21 protein-coding genes are annotated in these 15352 nt (G+C 59.6%); 13 read left to right on the forward strand and 8 right to left on the reverse strand.

Translation table 11 applies throughout. The features are described from left to right. Positions 1-50: 50 nt before the first annotated feature. The 4 genes from DOU54_RS19350 (at position 51) to DOU54_RS19365 (ending at position 3188) form a co-directional block, all read left to right on the forward strand. Positions 51-755, forward strand: a complete 705-nt coding sequence (locus DOU54_RS19350) for a metal-dependent hydrolase (RefSeq protein ID WP_004441396.1) — start codon at positions 51-53, stop codon at positions 753-755. Positions 756-879: 124 nt separating this feature from the next. After that, on the forward strand, positions 880-1167 hold the full coding sequence (gene gatC, locus DOU54_RS19355) for an Asp-tRNA(Asn)/Glu-tRNA(Gln) amidotransferase subunit GatC (RefSeq protein ID WP_004441400.1): 288 nt from the start codon (positions 880-882) through the stop codon (positions 1165-1167). A 54-nt stretch (positions 1168-1221) separates the two neighbouring features. After that, positions 1222-2703 carry an Asp-tRNA(Asn)/Glu-tRNA(Gln) amidotransferase subunit GatA gene (gene gatA, locus DOU54_RS19360; RefSeq protein ID WP_004441402.1) on the forward strand — a complete coding sequence of 494 codons (1482 nt, stop codon included), beginning with the start codon at positions 1222-1224 and terminating at the stop codon, positions 2701-2703. After that, positions 2694-3188 (forward strand): GNAT family N-acetyltransferase, encoded by a 495-nt coding sequence (locus DOU54_RS19365; RefSeq protein ID WP_272936967.1) that lies wholly within the window; start codon positions 2694-2696, stop codon positions 3186-3188. Before gatA ends, DOU54_RS19365 begins: the two co-directional genes overlap by 10 nt. Positions 3189-3253: 65 nt before the next feature. On the opposite strand, the gene DOU54_RS19370 is transcribed toward DOU54_RS19365, so the two are convergent. Further along, positions 3254-3511 (reverse strand): YjhX family toxin, encoded by a 258-nt coding sequence (locus DOU54_RS19370; RefSeq protein WP_006698014.1) that lies wholly within the window; start codon positions 3509-3511, stop codon positions 3254-3256. Between the two features lie 273 nt (positions 3512-3784). Between DOU54_RS19370 and DOU54_RS19375 the strand changes: the two genes are divergently transcribed. After that, the gene (locus DOU54_RS19375; RefSeq protein ID WP_037089100.1) at positions 3785-4294 is read left to right on the forward strand and encodes a GNAT family N-acetyltransferase; all 510 of its coding nucleotides are present in this window, start codon (positions 3785-3787) and stop codon (positions 4292-4294) included. On the opposite strand, the gene DOU54_RS19380 is transcribed toward DOU54_RS19375, so the two are convergent. Continuing rightward, entirely contained in the window at positions 4291-4608 is a 318-nt protein-coding gene (locus tag DOU54_RS19380) for a DUF1294 domain-containing protein (protein WP_072494911.1), read from the reverse strand. The genes DOU54_RS19375 and DOU54_RS19380 overlap by 4 nt on opposite strands. A 151-nt stretch (positions 4609-4759) precedes the next feature. Here DOU54_RS19380 and gatB point away from each other — a divergent pair, with 151 nt between their 5' ends. From gatB to DOU54_RS19405, 5 genes are all read left to right on the forward strand, one after another. Then, positions 4760-6265 (forward strand): Asp-tRNA(Asn)/Glu-tRNA(Gln) amidotransferase subunit GatB, encoded by a 1506-nt coding sequence (gene gatB, locus DOU54_RS19385; RefSeq protein ID WP_004441410.1) that lies wholly within the window; start codon positions 4760-4762, stop codon positions 6263-6265. Between the two features lie 218 nt (positions 6266-6483). Next, on the forward strand, positions 6484-6981 hold the full coding sequence (locus tag DOU54_RS19390) for a GNAT family N-acetyltransferase (protein ID WP_022556054.1): 498 nt from the start codon (positions 6484-6486) through the stop codon (positions 6979-6981). After that, positions 6978-7451: a GNAT family N-acetyltransferase gene (locus DOU54_RS19395; RefSeq protein ID WP_113381061.1), complete on the forward strand. Its 474-nt coding sequence runs from the start codon at positions 6978-6980 to the stop codon at positions 7449-7451. Before DOU54_RS19390 ends, DOU54_RS19395 begins: the two co-directional genes overlap by 4 nt. A 109-nt stretch (positions 7452-7560) precedes the next feature. Continuing rightward, entirely contained in the window at positions 7561-7959 is a 399-nt protein-coding gene (locus DOU54_RS19400; protein ID WP_112554923.1) for an NADH:ubiquinone oxidoreductase subunit NDUFA12, read from the forward strand. A gap of 130 nt (positions 7960-8089) precedes the next feature. After that, a complete protein-coding gene (locus tag DOU54_RS19405) occupies positions 8090-8527 on the forward strand; it encodes a DUF2155 domain-containing protein (protein WP_004441417.1) in 438 nt (145 codons plus the stop codon). 13 nt (positions 8528-8540) lie between these two features. On the opposite strand, the gene aat is transcribed toward DOU54_RS19405, so the two are convergent. The 5 genes from aat to DOU54_RS19430 form a co-directional block, all read right to left on the reverse strand. Next, positions 8541-9155: a leucyl/phenylalanyl-tRNA--protein transferase gene (gene aat, locus DOU54_RS19410; RefSeq protein WP_004441420.1), complete on the reverse strand. Its 615-nt coding sequence runs from the start codon at positions 9153-9155 to the stop codon at positions 8541-8543. 6 nt (positions 9156-9161) lie between these two features. Then, entirely contained in the window at positions 9162-10508 is a 1347-nt protein-coding gene (gene accC, locus DOU54_RS19415; protein ID WP_004441425.1) for an acetyl-CoA carboxylase biotin carboxylase subunit, read from the reverse strand. A gap of 12 nt (positions 10509-10520) precedes the next feature. Then, positions 10521-11009, reverse strand: coding sequence for an acetyl-CoA carboxylase biotin carboxyl carrier protein (accB, locus tag DOU54_RS19420; protein WP_004441427.1), 489 nt, complete (start codon positions 11007-11009; stop codon positions 10521-10523). A gap of 25 nt (positions 11010-11034) precedes the next feature. After that, positions 11035-11472, reverse strand: coding sequence for a type II 3-dehydroquinate dehydratase (gene aroQ / locus DOU54_RS19425; protein WP_004441429.1), 438 nt, complete (start codon positions 11470-11472; stop codon positions 11035-11037). Between the two features lie 125 nt (positions 11473-11597). Next, complete coding sequence (locus tag DOU54_RS19430) at positions 11598-12365, reverse strand: DsbA family protein (RefSeq protein ID WP_004441433.1); 768 nt, start codon at positions 12363-12365, stop codon at positions 11598-11600. A 173-nt stretch (positions 12366-12538) separates the two neighbouring features. Between DOU54_RS19430 and DOU54_RS19435 the strand changes: the two genes are divergently transcribed. Next, positions 12539-13696, forward strand: a complete 1158-nt coding sequence (locus DOU54_RS19435; RefSeq protein WP_006698022.1) for a pyridoxal phosphate-dependent aminotransferase — start codon at positions 12539-12541, stop codon at positions 13694-13696. Positions 13697-13719: 23 nt separating this feature from the next. On the opposite strand, the gene DOU54_RS19440 is transcribed toward DOU54_RS19435, so the two are convergent. Next, entirely contained in the window at positions 13720-14403 is a 684-nt protein-coding gene (locus tag DOU54_RS19440) for an ArsR/SmtB family transcription factor (protein ID WP_113381062.1), read from the reverse strand. 74 nt (positions 14404-14477) lie between these two features. Here DOU54_RS19440 and DOU54_RS19445 point away from each other — a divergent pair, with 74 nt between their 5' ends. Continuing rightward, entirely contained in the window at positions 14478-14804 is a 327-nt protein-coding gene (locus DOU54_RS19445; RefSeq protein WP_113731738.1) for an NIPSNAP family protein, read from the forward strand. Further along, on the forward strand, positions 14801-15163 hold the full coding sequence (locus tag DOU54_RS19450; RefSeq protein ID WP_113381064.1) for an antibiotic biosynthesis monooxygenase family protein: 363 nt from the start codon (positions 14801-14803) through the stop codon (positions 15161-15163). Before DOU54_RS19445 ends, DOU54_RS19450 begins: the two co-directional genes overlap by 4 nt. Positions 15164-15352: the final 189 nt, after the last annotated feature.

Genomic DNA, 15352 nt, shown 5'->3' on the forward strand with positions numbered 1-15352 from the left:
TCCGGCCGTCCTATGTCATATTATACCGGCAATACAAAGGAGAACTTCCCATGAAAATCACCTGGCTCGGCCATTCCGCCTTCCGTCTGGAAAACGGCAGCGCGAAGATTCTCATCGATCCGTTTTTCACCGGCAACCCCGGTTTTGCAGGGCAGGATGGCAAGTCTGCAGCCGAAGGCGTCACCCATATTCTGCTGACCCACGGCCATGGCGACCATGTCGGAGATACCGTGCAGCTTGCCCGCGAGACGGGTGCGACCGTGCTGGCGAATGCCGATCTAGCCGCGTGGCTTTCCGCCAAGGGTGTTGCGAAGGTCGATATGGGCAATACCGGCGGCACCGTTCATTTTGACGGTTTCTCGGTTACCTTCACCAATGCGCTGCATTCCTCCGCCCAGATCACCGAGGACGGCGTTTCCCATTCGCTCGGCAATGCCAACGGCCTGATGCTGCATTTCGAGGACGGTCCGGCCGTCTACCATATGGGCGATACGGATATCTTCTCCGACATGAAGCTCATCAATGAACTGCATCAGCCTGATATCGGTCTCGTGCCGATCGGTGACCGCTTTACCATGGGCGGAGCTGTGGCGGCGCTTGCCTGCCAGCGCTTCTTCAAGTTCCAGCACGTGCTTCCCTGCCATTACGGCTCCTTCCCGATAATCGACCAGACGCCGGAGAAATTCGTGGCCGGAATGGAAGGCGCCGAAGCGCGCGTCCATACACCCAGGGCGGGCGACGTCCTGTCCTTCTAAGCGTCAACGCCGCATGTCGTGAGCGCAAAACCGCCGCCGAGTTAGCCGCGACATGCTTTCTACCGTTGCGAAGGACGGACATGGTCATTATAGCGAATGGGAAATATCCCATCGGAGTAAAACCATGTCCGTCGATCTCGCCACCGTAAAGCGTGTTGCGCGCCTTGCCCGTATCGCTGTCACTGAAGACGAAGCACAGAACATGCTCGGCCAGCTGAATGGCATACTCGGTTTCGTGGAGCAGCTTTCGGAAGTGAATGTGGATGGCGTCGAGCCGATGACGTCGGTGACGCCGGTGGCGATGAAGAAGCGCGCCGACGAGGTGACCGATGGCGACAAGGCGGACGACATCGTCGCCAACGCGCCCGCGACCGATCGCAATTTCTTCATGGTGCCGAAAGTGGTCGAGTAATCGATCCATCTTGCCGCCCGATTTTTCCGAGATTTTCGAAAGCCGTTGCCGACCATGACCGACCTGACGAGCCTGACCATTGCCGAAGCCCGCGAGAAGCTGAAGGCGAAAGAATTTTCCGCCCTTGAGCTCACCGACGCCTATCTCTCCGCCATCGACACCGCCAACGGTGCGCTGAACGCCTATGTGGCGACGACGCCCGAAAAGGCGCGTGAGATGGCGAAAGCCTCCGACGGCCGTATTGCTGCCGGTTCCGCGGGTGAGCTGGAAGGTATTCCGCTCGGCGTGAAGGACCTTTTCGCAACGCGTGACATTCATACCCAGGCCTGCTCGCACATCCTCGATGGCTTCAAGCCGAAATACGAATCCACCGTCACCCAGAACCTCTGGGATCAGGGCGCCGTCATGCTCGGCAAGCTCAACATGGACGAATTCGCCATGGGCTCGTCCAATGAAAGCTCCTGGTACGGCCCGGCCATCAACCCGTGGCGCGCCAATGGTTCCGAGCAGAAGCTGGTGCCTGGCGGCTCCTCGGGCGGTTCGGCCGCAGCCGTTGCCGCGCATCTTTGCGCCGGCGCCACCGCAACCGATACCGGCGGTTCCATCCGCCAGCCGGCGGCTTTCACCGGCACCGTCGGCATCAAGCCCACTTACGGCCGCTGCTCGCGCTTCGGCATCGTCGCTTACGCCTCGTCGCTCGATCAGGCTGGCCCGATTGCCCGCGACGTGCGCGACGCGGCCATCCTGCTGAAGACCATGGCAAGCGTCGACGCCAAGGACACGACCTCGGTTGACCTTCCTGTGCCGGATTACGAAAAGGCCATCGGTCAATCGCTCAAGGGCCTGAAGATCGGTATCCCCCGCGAATACCGCGTTGACGGCATGCCTGACGAAATCGAAAAGCTCTGGGCCAAGGGCGTCGAATGGCTGCGCGACGCCGGTGCAGAGGTGGTCGACATCTCGCTGCCGCACACCAAATATGCGCTTCCCGCCTATTACATCGTCGCACCGGCAGAGGCCTCGTCCAACCTTGCCCGTTATGACGGCGTCCGCTACGGCCTGCGCGTCGACGGCAAGGACATTGCCGACATGTACGAAAAGAGCCGCGCCGCCGGTTTCGGCAAGGAAGTGCAGCGTCGCATCATGGTCGGCACCTATGTACTTTCGGCCGGTTATTACGACGCCTATTATCTCAAGGCGCAGAAGGTCCGCACGCTCATCAAGCGCGACTTCGAAAACGTCTTCCACGAGGGTGTGGACGCCATTCTGGCGCCGATCACGCCGTCTTCCGCCTTCGCGGTCGGTGATGAGGAGCTCGCCTCCGATCCCGTCAAGATGTACCTGCAGGACGTCTTCACCATCACCGTCAACATGGCCGGTCTTCCCGGCCTTTCGGTGCCTGCCGGTCTTGATGGCAAGGGCCTGCCGCTTGGCCTGCAGCTCATCGGCAAGCCGTTCGAAGAAGAAACGCTGTTCAAGACGGCCCACGCCATCGAGCAGGCAGCGGGCAAGTTCACGCCTGCCAAGTGGTGGTAAGCAGTCTCAAGCTCAGACAGATGAACGAAGCTGATCGCGATGCGGTCGGCTTTGTCGGTTTTGCCGCATGGCGTGCCGGTGAAGCCTTCGACGCCGCCTATCTCGATTCCCATGTCATCGAGCGGGTGAGGGACGAATTCGAAAGCTTCGCCAAGTCTCCGACCGGTGATGTCGTCGTGGCCGAAATCGACGGTGTTGTCGTCGGTTGGGGCGCTTGCGATGCCAAGCCTCATCATATTTCCGATCTGTGGGTGGACCCTACCTGGCAGGGCAAGGGGATTGGCAAAGCGCTGATCCTCCACTTTCTCGACAGGATGCGGGCTGCGGGCCTGCCGCTTGCCACCATCGACACCCATGCGAGAAATCGCGCCGCCATAGGCCTTTACCAGCGTTGCGGCTTTCAGATCGTCTGGCGCGGCATGGAATGGTCCGACATCATGAAAGTCGAACTTGAGAAGGTGAAGCTGGAGCAAAAGCTCTCTTAACTTGTTACACCGTCGCTGCCGCGTCGCGAAATGCCGGGCGACTGCATTGCCGCCGCCCGGTCGGTTTATCGGTTGTCCAGCTCACCCCTCACAAGTTCCAGCCCGCGCGTGGTAATGCGGTAGGGCTTGCCACCGGAGGAGGCGATGGCTCGCTTCCGTTTCAGCTTGCGGAAGGTGAGAAGGTCGAGGCCGCTGAAAATCCATCCTTCGCGCGTAAAGAGCGAAAGTTTTTCAATTTTGCGGGCGTCGTCTCGAACGAGTTCAATTCTGCCGCCCTGGGCGAGCAGGTGAAGAATGCGCTGTTCGGCGCGGGAAATGTCCATTGTTGGAAGTCCGGTCGGCGTCTTCTAGACGCGTGAAAGCAAACCCGGGTGCCGTTAGGGCATCCGGCTCGGTTTCATTTGGCCCGGCGCGCAAGAAAATTGCGGGCAGGGCCTTTACCGGGACTCCGATTGAGCGAACATAAAAACTCCGTTCTTGCTCCTTTTGGGTAATGGGCCAAACCGGCGCGGTCAAGTCCCGCAGGGAGCGGGAAAACCACGCTGGTCGAATCGCACCCGCAATGGTTTACTTCAAACGGCCAAGGAGGGCGCGGCTTGATCGTCATTCGCAACGCGTATGAGCAGGAAGCGGAGGTTCTGGCGGCCATCGGCCTCAGGGCGTGGCGGCAGGCAACCGCGGCTCTCGGCATCACACCGACGCTTTACGACAATGCGGCGAGCGCCTTTTCCAATTTCACCCGCTCGTCCTGGCTTGCAATTCGCGTGGCGGAATTCAGCGGCGCGGTTGCGGGTTGGGCCGCACGGGAGCATTTTGACGAGGCGATTTCCGACTTCTGGATCGATCCGGAGTTTCAGCGGAGGGGCGTCGGCAGCCGCCTGCTGGGCGACATCGAACGACTGATAGAGGAAAAGGGCTTCGAGACCATACGGCTTGAAACCCATGCCCAGAATGAACCGGCCGTCGCCTTCTTCCGCTACCATGGCTATAGCATTCGCTGGCTCTCGGTTTCCTATGCGCCGAAGCTGGACCGCGAGGTGCAATCGGTGGGCCTGCAGAAGCAACTGGCTGAGGTCGAGAGTGGTCTTTACGGGCCGGCGTTCTAAAACAGGGTTTGTAGAGTGGCCATCAGCCGCATCGGCCAGTCCGGCGTGATAAGGAGCGATGCGACGAGGCCCGCCTGCAAGATGACGATCGATATCAGCTTGCTGCGAAACGGTTCCTTGCGGGTTTTGTGCCGCAGCAACCTTTGCGCCGAGATCGCGCCCGCACTGCCACCCACGAGCGCGAGCAAAAGCAGCGTGCTTTCCCGGATACGCCATCCGCCATTCCTCGCCGCTTCCTTGTCCCACCAATAGACAAGAAAGACGAAGAGATTGAAGGCGATATAAGCCAGAAAGCAGAGAGCGATCGTTTGCATGGCGTGAATTGAAACCTATAAGGGTAAAAAACGCGTATCCGATGTCTTCGAAAATTCCGGCCGTCGCGCGACGGGGTGCAAGATGTCTTGCGCCAGCGCTTCATTTGTTCTACCCACCAAGGCCAAAGAACCCGTATATCGTGAGCTTGAGATGACCCTTGTAGACGTGCGCACCCCCGACCCGAAACGCTTCATTCCCGGCGCCACCGGCGATTGGGAAATCGTGATCGGCATGGAGGTGCATGCGCAGGTTCTGTCCAATTCCAAGCTGTTCTCCGGCGCCTCCACCACTTTCGGCAACGCGCCGAATTCCAACGTGTCGCTGGTCGATGCCGCCATGCCAGGCATGCTGCCCGTTATCAACGAGGAATGCGTGAAGCAGGCGGTGCGCACCGGTCTCGGCCTCAAGGCAAAGATCAACAACCGCTCGATTTTCGACCGCAAGAACTACTTCTATCCGGATTTGCCGCAGGGCTACCAGATTTCGCAGTTCAAGGATCCGATCGTCGGTGAAGGCACCATCACCATTTCGCTTGGTCCCGACCGCCAGGGCAATTTCGAGGATATCGAGATTGGCATCGAGCGCCTGCATCTGGAGCAGGACGCCGGCAAGTCGATGCATGACCAGCACCCGACCATGTCCTTCGTGGACCTCAACCGTTCTGGCGTGGCGCTGATGGAAATCGTTTCCAAGCCGGACATGCGCTCGTCGGATGAGGCGAAGGCCTATCTCACCAAGCTGCGCTCCATCGTGCGTTACCTCGGCACCTGCGACGGCAACATGGACGAAGGCTCCATGCGCGCCGACGTCAACGTCTCCGTACGCCGTCCGGGCGAAGGCTTCGGCACGCGCTGCGAGATCAAGAACGTCAACTCCATCCGCTTCGTCGGCCAGGCGATTGAATATGAGGCGCGTCGCCAGATCGCCATTCTGGAAGATGGCGGCGTCATCGATCAGGAAACCCGCCTGTTCGATCCCGGCAAGGGCGAGACGCGCTCCATGCGCTCCAAGGAAGATGCGCATGATTATCGCTATTTCCCCGATCCGGACCTGCTGCCGCTCGAATTTGACGATGCCTTCGTCGAGGCACTGAAGGTCGATCTGCCGGAACTGCCTGATGACAAAAAGGCCCGTTTCGTGGCTGATCTCGGCCTGTCGGTTTATGACGCCTCGATTCTGGTCTCAGAAAAGGCGATTGCCGATTATTACGAAGCCGTCGCCGCCGGACGCGATCCAAAGGCTGCCGCCAACTGGGTCATCAACGACCTGCTCGGCGCGCTGAACAAGTCCGGCAAGGACATCGAGACGACGCCGGTGTCGCCCGAACAGCTCGGCGGCATCATCGATCTGATCAAGGCCGAGACCATCTCTGGCAAGATCGCCAAAGATCTGTTTGAAATCGTCTGGAACGAGGGCGGTAATCCGGCCGAGATCGTTGAAGCCCGCGGCATGAAGCAGGTGACCGACACCGGCGCCATCGAAAAGGCCGTTGACGAGATCATCGCCGCCAACCCGGATCAGGTCGAGAAGGTCAAGGCGAAGCCGACGCTCGCCGGCTGGTTCGTCGGCCAGGTCATGAAGGCGACGGGCGGCAAAGCCAACCCGCAGGCGGTGCAGGCGCTGGTGAAAGCGAAGCTCGGTATCGAAGACGAATAGGAACTGTGGGTCGGAGCGGCCCTCAGAAAAGGTTGAGGGAGACTGTAGACCTCTCCTTCGTCATCCTCGGGCTTGCCCCGAGGATCTAACGAGCCACACAAGATTCACCGCGTTTAGATCCTCGGGGCAAACCAGAGGATGACGTTCAGTAAGGGCGACTGACATCACTTCAGCCGGGATCAACGCCCGGCATTTCTGTTTCAAGACGGAGCCAGATCATGTTTTTCATCCGCACAGCCAGCCTGCGTGACATCGAGCCAGTCCGGGCGCTGCTCGCGACGACATGGCACGCGACCTATGACGCAATCTACGGCGCGGATAAGGTCAACCAGCTGATCGCAGCCTGGCATTCGCCGCAGGCTATGAAAGACCGCGTCGAAAAGAAAGGCGGCGAGTTCCTTGTCGCCGATGACGGCAAGCGGATCGGCGGCATGGCTTACGGCTCCATGTCGACCAAGATGGCGAAGACGGCGCTGCTGCACCAGCTTTACGTGGCGCCCGATTTACAGCGGCAGGGTGTCGGCCGCGATCTCTTCGCGGAGCTAGAAACCTGTTTTCCCGACGCGGAAATCATGCGGCTTGAGGTTGAGCCCAAAAATACTGTCGCAATCAACTTCTATGAAGGCGTCGGATTTGTCGAGGTGGATCGAATCGAGCGCATGGCGGGTATCGAGGGGCTGCCCGGCATCGTGATGGAAAAGAGCCTGACCCGATGAACGCGACCCTGGAAAATCTGATAATTCGAACGGCCCGTGAAGACGATCTGCCGGCGCTCGCCGCCATTTTTGCCGCTGACGAGATCGGCGGCCACGGCGATACGGCGGACGAATCGGCACAGCCCGATTATCTTGCCGCCTTCCGGGCGATCGAGGCGTCGCCGAGCGAAACGCTTTACGTCGCCGAACTGGATGGCGAGGTGGTCGGCACCTTTCAGACGGCGATCCTCACCAAGCTCGTCGGGCAAGGGGCCAGGTCTATGGTCATCGAAGCGGTGCAGACACGGGCCGACATGCGCGGTCGCGGCATCGGCGCGGTAATGATCAATTATTGTCTTGATGAAGCCCGCCGTCAGGGCCTGAAAGCCGCGCAGCTCACCTCCAACATGGCCCGGCTGGACGCGCACCGCTTCTACGAGCGGCTGGGTTTCGAGAAGCGGCATCTTGGCTTCAGGATGAAGCTGAAATAGCACTGATATATCTTGAAATGCTGGACAATTGGCGTGAGGGGCGGCATAAGCATGTCTTGTGCCGTGCACGGAAAATCGCTGCGGCGCATTCAAGCCCGAGGAACGTAGAATGAAGACTCTCCTGACGCAAATCTTCACCTGGTGGAATGGCCAGACGATCGGAACGCGGTTTCACACCTGGCGTTTCGGCAAGAAGGTAGGACAGGACGAGCTGGGCAACACCTATTACGAAGGCGGCACCACCTCCTGGGGCATGCCGCGCCGCTGGGTGATCTATAACGGCTACGCTGAGGCCTCTGCCATTCCGCCCGGCTGGCATGGCTGGATGCACTATCGCACCGACGTTCCGCCGAGCCAGGAAAGCTACGTTGCGCGCGAGTGGCAGAAGCCGCATCAGCCAAACCTCACAGGCTCGTACAAGGCCTATCGCCCTCAGGGCTCGCTGGCTGTGGCCGGGGAGCGCCCGCGTGTGACCGGCGACTACGACGCCTGGACACCCGGCAACTGAGCTATCGCGATGCGCGGTGTTGTGCAAAACGCCGCGCATGCATCCGGCCTCACCGGTTTTTGCCACATTCCGCCCTTAGGCGTTGATCCGGTCGGCGTCCCGACACAGGCAAATTTTGGAGACACATCGTATGAGGAAAATCACGCGGGACCGTTCTTTGCGTGCGCTGACGGTGACGCTGTTCGCGGCGGTTTCTGCTGCCTTCCTCATTTCGCCCGTCTCCGCCGCCCGGCTTGAAAACCGTGTTGCAGTCTTTTCCGGCATCGACAAGATCACGGGCCGCATCACGTCCTTCGATGTCTATATCGATGAGACGGTGCAGTTCGGCGCGCTTCAGGTCACGCCGAAGGTCTGTTATTCGCGCGACCAGACGGAAGCGCAGAAGATCGACGCATTTGTCGAAGTGGATGAAATCACCCTCGACCGTAAAATCCGTCGCATCTTCACCGGCTGGATGTTCGCCGACAGCCCCGGCCTCAACGCCGTGGAACACCCGATCTATGACGTATGGCTGACGGGTTGCAAACAGGACTCGGAAGTGCCTGCTCCCTCTACGGCAAGCAAATAACCCAAGGTAACGTCTAGAATTGCAGACTCGGCCGATTGACGGCGACGTCGAGCATTTTCGCATATTCAAGCTTCGGCACATCGATGGCGCCGAACGTTTTCAAATGCTCCGTCGTGAATTGAGTGTCGAGCAGCACGAAGCCACTTGCTTTTAATCTCTCCACCAGATGCACGAGGCAAATCTTCGATGCATTGGTGCGACGGGAGAACATGCTTTCGCCGAAGAATGCCGCTCCCAGCGAAACGCCGTAGAGTCCGCCGACAAGCTCCTTGCCTTCCCAGGCCTCGACGCTATGGGCATGGCCGATCTGATGCAGTTCGCTATAAAGCTTGCGAATGGTGGCGTTGATCCAGGTACTTGGCCTGTCCGGCGCCTCTGCGGCGCAGCCCGCCATGACAGCCTCGAAAGCGGTGTTGAAGCGTATGTCGAATGGCTTCTTGCGCATCGCTTTGGCGAGGCTTTTGGAAATGTGGAAGGAATTGAGCGGGATGATACCGCGCACCTCCGGCTCGACCCAGAAAAGCTCGGGATCGTCAGCCGAATCGGCCATCGGAAACAGGCCGGCGGAATAGGCGCGCAGCAGGATATCGACCGTTATGTCGTTATTTCTGCTGCGCCGCCCAGCCATATCGTCTTAGTGAGACGCGTCACCGGCCAGATATTTTTCCAGCCAGTGAATATCATAATCGCCCTTCAGGATATCCTCATTCTGAAGAAGATCCTGGAAAAGCGGCAGCGTGGTCTTGATGCCGTCGACGACGAATTCGTCGAGCGCCCGACGCAGGCGGCGAATGCATTCGTCACGGTCGCGGCCGTGAACGATGAGCTTGCCGATCATGCTGTCGTAATAGGGCGGGATCTTGTAGCCCTGATAGGCGCCCGAATCGACGCGCACACCAAGGCCGCCCGGCGTGTGGAAATAGGTCAGCGTGCCAGGCGAGGGAACGAAGGTGCGCGGGTCCTCGGCATTGATACGGCATTCGATGGCGTGGCCATGGAATTCGATATCGGCCTGCGTGACCGAGAGGCCCTGACCCGATGCGACGCGGATCTGTTCCTGCACGAGATCCATGCCGGTAATCGCTTCCGTGACCGGATGCTCCACCTGCAGACGCGTGTTCATTTCGATGAAATAGAACTCGCCGTTTTCATAAAGGAACTCGATGGTGCCGGCACCGCGATATTTCAGCTTGCGCATGGCGCTCGCGCAAATCTCGCCGATCTTCATGCGCTGTTCAACCGTCAGAGCCGGAGAGTTGGCTTCTTCCAGCACCTTCTGGTGGCGACGCTGCAACGAGCAATCGCGCTCTCCGAGATGAATGGCGTTGCCTTCACCGTCGCCGAACACCTGCACTTCGATATGGCGTGGCTTGCCGAGGTACTTTTCCATGTAGACGGCGTCGTTGCCAAATGCTGCTGCCGCTTCGGAGCGGGCAGTCGCAACCGCCTCTTCCAGATCGGCCTCGGTCTTCGCCACCTTCATGCCGCGACCACCGCCGCCGGCGGTTGCCTTGATGAGGACCGGAAAGCCGATCGTGCGTGCGATTTCCAGCGCGTTCTCAGGCTTCACTTCGCCATCGGAGCCGGGAACCACGGGAATGCCAAGTTCCTGCGCCGTCTGCTTGGCGGTGATCTTGTCGCCCATGATGCGGATATGCTCGGCGGTCGGCCCGATGAAGGTGATACCGTGCGCGTCAAGGATATCGGCAAATTTGGCGTTTTCCGACAGGAAGCCGTAGCCGGGGTGAACGGCGTCCGCACCTGTTATTTCGCAGGCCGCAACGATCTGGTGGATATTGAGGTAGCTGTCACGCGAAGGCGGCGGGCCGATGCATACGCTTTCGTCGGCGAGGCGCACATGCATGGCGTCCGCGTCCGCCGTGGAATGCACGGCGACGGTGGGAATGCCAAGCTCCTTGGCGGCGCGCAGGACGCGCAGCGCAATTTCGCCGCGGTTGGCTATGAGGATCTTCGAAACCATGCTGAACCGCCTTTATTCGATGACCACGAGGGCTTCGCCATACTCCACGGGCTGTGCGTCGTTGACGATGATTTCCACGACCTTGCCGGACTTCGGAGCCGGGATCTGGTTCATGGTCTTCATGGCCTCGACGATGAGAAGTGTCTGGCCTTCCTTGACGGTTGCGCCGACTTCGATGAAGGGGCGGGCGCCAGGGGCTGGCGAGAGATAGACTGTGCCAACCATGGGCGAAGACACGGTGTTTGCCGGGTTGCGTGCCGGTGCAGCGGCTGCTGCCGGTGCAGCAGGGGCCGCGATTGCCGGCGCGGCGGGCGCTGCTGCGGGCGCCGGTGCATAAGCGGGCGGTGCTGCGGCATAAACCGTGGCTGCGGGAGCGGCGCGCGAAACGCGGATGCGCAGGTCATCCTGCTCCACTTCGATTTCCGAAAGGTCGGTATCGTTGAGGATATTCGCGAGTTCGCGGATCAGTTCCTTGTCGATACCCTGTTTCTTTTCAGACATGACAAACCCTATTCTTTGTTTCTTTTTATGCCGTGATGTTTTTCAGCGCGTGAAGCGCCATGACGTATCCATATGGTCCGAAACCACAGACCATGCCCTTCGCTGCCGGTGAGACCATCGATTTGTGGCGGAACTCTTCCCGGGCGTGGATGTTGGAAATGTGCACTTCCACGACGGGCGTGGAAATCGCGCGAATGGCGTCGTGCAACGCGATAGAGGTGTGGCTGTAAGCGCCGGGATTGATGACGACACCCGCCGCCCTTTCTCCCGCCTCATGCAACCAGTCCACGAGCACGCCTTCGTGGTTGGACTGGCGGAATTCCACTGCGAAACCGAGATCGGCACCGGCTTGAAGACAATCATTCTCGATGTCCTTCAGCGTCTTGCCACCATAGATACCCGGTTCCCTTTTTCCCAGCATGTTGAGATTGGGGCCGTTGATGACGATGATGATGTTGCTCATTCACGTTTCCATACGAAAATCAGCGACACCTATAGACTGCGCAGCCGCCAAGGAAAAGCCCCTGCAAGCCGTAAACCGGCCGCCAGGCCGGCATCTCACAGGGAATGCACTTGCTTTTTTAGCAATCAGGAGCAGGTGGCTTTACCGCAGCTGCGCATATTGGCGATTTTCTCCTTCAGCGGGTCGGCACCGACGGCGCCGAAAACCGCCTCGTCGCCGACGATATAAGACGGCGTTCCCGTGATGCCGAGGCTGTTTGCCAGCTTGTAGGTTTCCTGCACCTGCGCATCATTGGGGTTTTCCGCCATCGACTTGCGGATATCGGCTTCCTTGAGGCCTAGCGAGGTGGCGACTTCCATGGCGCTGTCCTCATTCGCCCGTCCGCGGCCGCCGAGGAGCGTGCGCTGGAACTCCGGATATTTGGCCGGCGCCAGCAGCTTCACGGCATTGGAGACCCGATGTGCGGCGACCGATTCCGGTCCGAGGATCGGGAATTCCTTGAGCACGACGCGTATTTTCTTGTCGCTCTTCAGGATGTTGTCCATGTCTCCCATGGCGCGTTTGCAATAACCGCAGTTGTAATCGAAGAACTCAACGAGTGTGACGTCGCCATCGGGATTGCCGAGTGCCAGATCGAATTTCGATTCGAAGATCGCCTTTTTGTTGTCGGCGACCGCCTCTGCCGCCTTGGCGTTGCGCGCCGCATATTGCTTGCGCTCAAGCGCATCCTGAACCTCAAGCATGATCTCCGGGTTCTCGATCAGATACTGCTTGATGAACTCGCCCATTTCCTTCTTCTGCTGCTCATCGAGCGCATGCGCGGGCAGGGAGGCGAATACCGCTGAAAGGGCCGTCACGCTGGCAAGAAGGGTGGAACGGAGAAAATGCGCCATATCGGTCCTCATTCTGTGCGGCCGGAGCCTCTTGAAATCTTATGAAGGCAATTACCTTACTTTAAGCCAAATGCCATACGGCAAAAATACTTGTCCGCATTATGGTCGCATGATTGTGAAGATTGTGATTCTGCGGCAAGTCTCTGAAATACGGTTCAGGAAAGAGCATGCCCTTGATTACGATGTCGAAGCGGAGCGCAGTCGAACCCTTTCACGCCATGGATATTCTGGCGGAGGCGAACAGGCGCAGGCAGGCGGGCCGCCCCGTCATTTCCATGGCGGTCGGCCAGCCCTCCCATCCCGCACCGAAGGCGTCGCTGGCAGCGGCTCAAGAGGCGCTGAAACATGGGCGGATCGGTTATACCGATGCGCTCGGCCTGCGCGAACTGCGGGAGGCGATTGCCGGCCATTACCGGTTGCGTCACCAGGTCGCGATCGATCCGGCTCGCATCGCCGTGACAACGGGCTCGTCAGCGGCCTTCAATCTTGCCTTTCTCAGCCTTTTCGACGCGGGCGATCATGTCGCGATCGCGAGGCCCGGTTATCCGGCCTATCGCAATATCCTGAAGGCTCTCGGCCTCAACGTCGTGGAAGTGCCGGTCACGGCTGAAACCGGCTACACGCTGACGCCGGCAAGCCTGGAGCGTGCGGAAACGAAAGCGGGCTGCAAGCTGAAGGGCGTTCTGCTGGCAAGCCCGGCCAATCCGACCGGCACCGTCACAGGCCGCGAGGCGCTGAAGCGGCTTGCGACCTATTGCGAAAGCCGCGACATGGCCTTCATTTCCGATGAGATTTACCACGGCCTTACCTTCGTCGGCGAAGAGACGAGCGCACTCGAAATCACCGACAATGCGGTGGTCATCAATTCCTTCTCCAAATATTATTGCATGACGGGCTGGCGCATCGGTTGGATGGTCTTGCCGGAAAACCTCGTCCGTCCGGTCGAGTGTCTGGCCCAGAGCCTTTATATTTCCCCGCCTGAACTGTCGCAGCTTGCGGCGACCGCAGCCTTTTCGGCGGCGGAGGAACTGGATGTCTATCGGGAGAGCTATCGCACCAATCGCGATTTCCTGATGGCGCGACTGCCGGAAATAGGCCTGCCGCTGGCATCCCCCATGGATGGCGCGTTTTATGCCTATGTCGATACCAGCCGTTTTTCCAATGACAGCATGGATTTCGCAAAGCGTATGCTGGCAGAAATCGACGTGGCAGCGACACCAGGCATGGATTTCGACCCGGAGGAAGGCCACAGGGCGCTGCGCATTTCTTATGCGGGTTCCGTGTCTGACATTGCCGAGGCCGTTGGGCGTATAGCCGGCTGGCTGAAATAACCGGGTATCATACACTGGGGAGATCAGGCGGGCGTGCAGCCAAAGGTGCTGGCGAACGCCTTTTCACCCTTGGCAGTAAAGGTCAGTACACGGCCATTTCCGCGCCGCAACCAGTCGCGCTGCTGCATCGCTTCAAGAAGCGATGCGCCAAGCCCGCCGCCGAGGTGATGCCGGCGTTCGCTCCAGTCCAGGCAATGCAGGCAGACCGGGCGGCGGGCCTTTTCGAGCGGCGAAAGGTCTATGCCGAAGTTCGAGAAGAAGTCGCGTCCGCTCTCCGTTAAGGCAGGATCATCACCTAACGTCACGAGCCCCTTTGCCGTAATGGCGGCAAGCAGTGCCACGCCGCTTTCCCCGGCCAGATGATCGTAGCAGATGCGCGCCTCACGCAGCGCCTTGTCCTTCGGCCCGGTGCGCACACGTACCGCGCCAGTGCGTTGGGCAAGCCCCATCAACGCTTCCAGAACCTGCGCCACATCCTCATCGGAGAGGCGGAAATATCGATGTCGCCCCTGTTTTTCCGCTTTCAGCAATTGTGCGTCCGAGAGCTTTGACAGGTGCCCGCTGGCAGTTTGCAGGGTCACACCCGCGGCTTCCGCGAGCTCGCTCGCGGTCAGCGCGCGCCCGTCCATCAGCGCCGTCAAGATGTTGGCGCGGGCAGGATCGCCGATAAGGGCGGCAACATTGGCAATCACGGGTCCGTCTTTCATGCTTCGATGGTAACCGAAGCATCGAGGCATGGCAATGGCGTAGAAGGGAGAGGCAGAACATGAGGAGACAAACGATGCTAACCTGTTTCATCCGCTACGAGATCGATCCTTTCAAGGTCGATGCCTTCGAGCGCTATGCCCGCAACTGGGGAGAGGCGATCCCGCGTTGGGGGGCTGATCTGATCGGTTATTACGCGCCCAAGGAGGGATCGAGCACCATTGCCTACGGTGTCTACAACATCGAAAACCTCGCCGCTTACGAAGCCTATAGGGCGCAGCTCGCCGCCGATCCGGCCGGGCAGGAAAATTACGAATTCGCGCGCCGCGAACAATTCATCCGTCGCGAGGACCGACTGTTTCTGCGCCTCGCATCCGCCCCCCACGCGGGAGCCGGACGATGATCGCCGTGATTTTTGAGGTCTGGCCAGCTGCAGGCGAGAAGCAACATTATCTGGATATAGCCGCCGGCCTGCGGGCAGAACTTGAAACCATCGACGGTTTCCTCTCCGTCGAGCGGTTTCAGAGCATCGGCAATCCGGACAAGATGCTCTCCTTGTCGTTCTTCCGTGATGAGGAGGCGGTGAAGGCGTGGCGTAACACCCTGCCTCATCGCGCCGCCCAGTCGCTCGGCCGGACTGGCGTCTTCTCCGATTACAGGTTGCGTATCGCGCATGTGATGCGTGACTATGGTTTGCAGGAGAGGGAGGAAGCACCGGCGGATAGCCGGTCTGCTCACCCAACGGGTGTCGGCCCGGGCTGACGCATCAGCATCAATTTTTCTGCATGCCTCGACAAGCCTTTCTGGTTCGAACTCGTCTTGGAAACCCGTTAAAGATGAGACAGTTTAAGCTGAAGAAGGACCGCCATACGGGCTGTCCGTCAGACCTGGAATGGGAGAAAAGCGATGTCGGCAGAAAAAGTGGCGGTGGGGGCGGGAGGGGGGGGGGGG

Origin of the sequence: Agrobacterium sp. MS2 (genome assembly GCF_003261015.1) — a bacterium.
Classification (GTDB): Bacteria; Pseudomonadota; Alphaproteobacteria; order Rhizobiales; family Rhizobiaceae; genus Agrobacterium; species Agrobacterium pusense.

Excerpts from the sequence above, each read along its gene's own strand:
- DOU54_RS19350 (WP_004441396.1), top strand. The coding sequence starts at position 51 with ATGAAAATCACCTGGCTCGGCCATTCCGCCTTCCGTCTGGAAAACGGC.
- gatC (WP_004441400.1), top strand. The coding sequence starts at position 880 with ATGTCCGTCGATCTCGCCACCGTAAAGCGTGTTGCGCGCCTTGCCCGT.
- gatA (WP_004441402.1), top strand. The coding sequence starts at position 1,222 with ATGACCGACCTGACGAGCCTGACCATTGCCGAAGCCCGCGAGAAGCTG.
- DOU54_RS19370 (WP_006698014.1), bottom strand. The coding sequence starts at position 3,511 with ATGGACATTTCCCGCGCCGAACAGCGCATTCTTCACCTGCTCGCCCAG.
- DOU54_RS19380 (WP_072494911.1), bottom strand. The coding sequence starts at position 4,608 with ATGCAAACGATCGCTCTCTGCTTTCTGGCTTATATCGCCTTCAATCTC.
- gatB (WP_004441410.1), top strand. The coding sequence starts at position 4,760 with ATGACCCTTGTAGACGTGCGCACCCCCGACCCGAAACGCTTCATTCCC.
- DOU54_RS19390 (WP_022556054.1), top strand. The coding sequence starts at position 6,484 with ATGTTTTTCATCCGCACAGCCAGCCTGCGTGACATCGAGCCAGTCCGG.
- DOU54_RS19395 (WP_113381061.1), top strand. The coding sequence starts at position 6,978 with ATGAACGCGACCCTGGAAAATCTGATAATTCGAACGGCCCGTGAAGAC.
- DOU54_RS19400 (WP_112554923.1), top strand. The coding sequence starts at position 7,561 with ATGAAGACTCTCCTGACGCAAATCTTCACCTGGTGGAATGGCCAGACG.
- DOU54_RS19405 (WP_004441417.1), top strand. The coding sequence starts at position 8,090 with ATGAGGAAAATCACGCGGGACCGTTCTTTGCGTGCGCTGACGGTGACG.
- aat (WP_004441420.1), bottom strand. The coding sequence starts at position 9,155 with ATGGCTGGGCGGCGCAGCAGAAATAACGACATAACGGTCGATATCCTG.
- accC (WP_004441425.1), bottom strand. The coding sequence starts at position 10,508 with ATGGTTTCGAAGATCCTCATAGCCAACCGCGGCGAAATTGCGCTGCGC.
- accB (WP_004441427.1), bottom strand. The coding sequence starts at position 11,009 with ATGTCTGAAAAGAAACAGGGTATCGACAAGGAACTGATCCGCGAACTC.
- aroQ (WP_004441429.1), bottom strand. The coding sequence starts at position 11,472 with ATGAGCAACATCATCATCGTCATCAACGGCCCCAATCTCAACATGCTG.
- DOU54_RS19430 (WP_004441433.1), bottom strand. The coding sequence starts at position 12,365 with ATGGCGCATTTTCTCCGTTCCACCCTTCTTGCCAGCGTGACGGCCCTT.
- DOU54_RS19440 (WP_113381062.1), bottom strand. The coding sequence starts at position 14,403 with ATGAAAGACGGACCCGTGATTGCCAATGTTGCCGCCCTTATCGGCGAT.
- DOU54_RS19445 (WP_113731738.1), top strand. The coding sequence starts at position 14,478 with ATGCTAACCTGTTTCATCCGCTACGAGATCGATCCTTTCAAGGTCGAT.
- DOU54_RS19450 (WP_113381064.1), top strand. The coding sequence starts at position 14,801 with ATGATCGCCGTGATTTTTGAGGTCTGGCCAGCTGCAGGCGAGAAGCAA.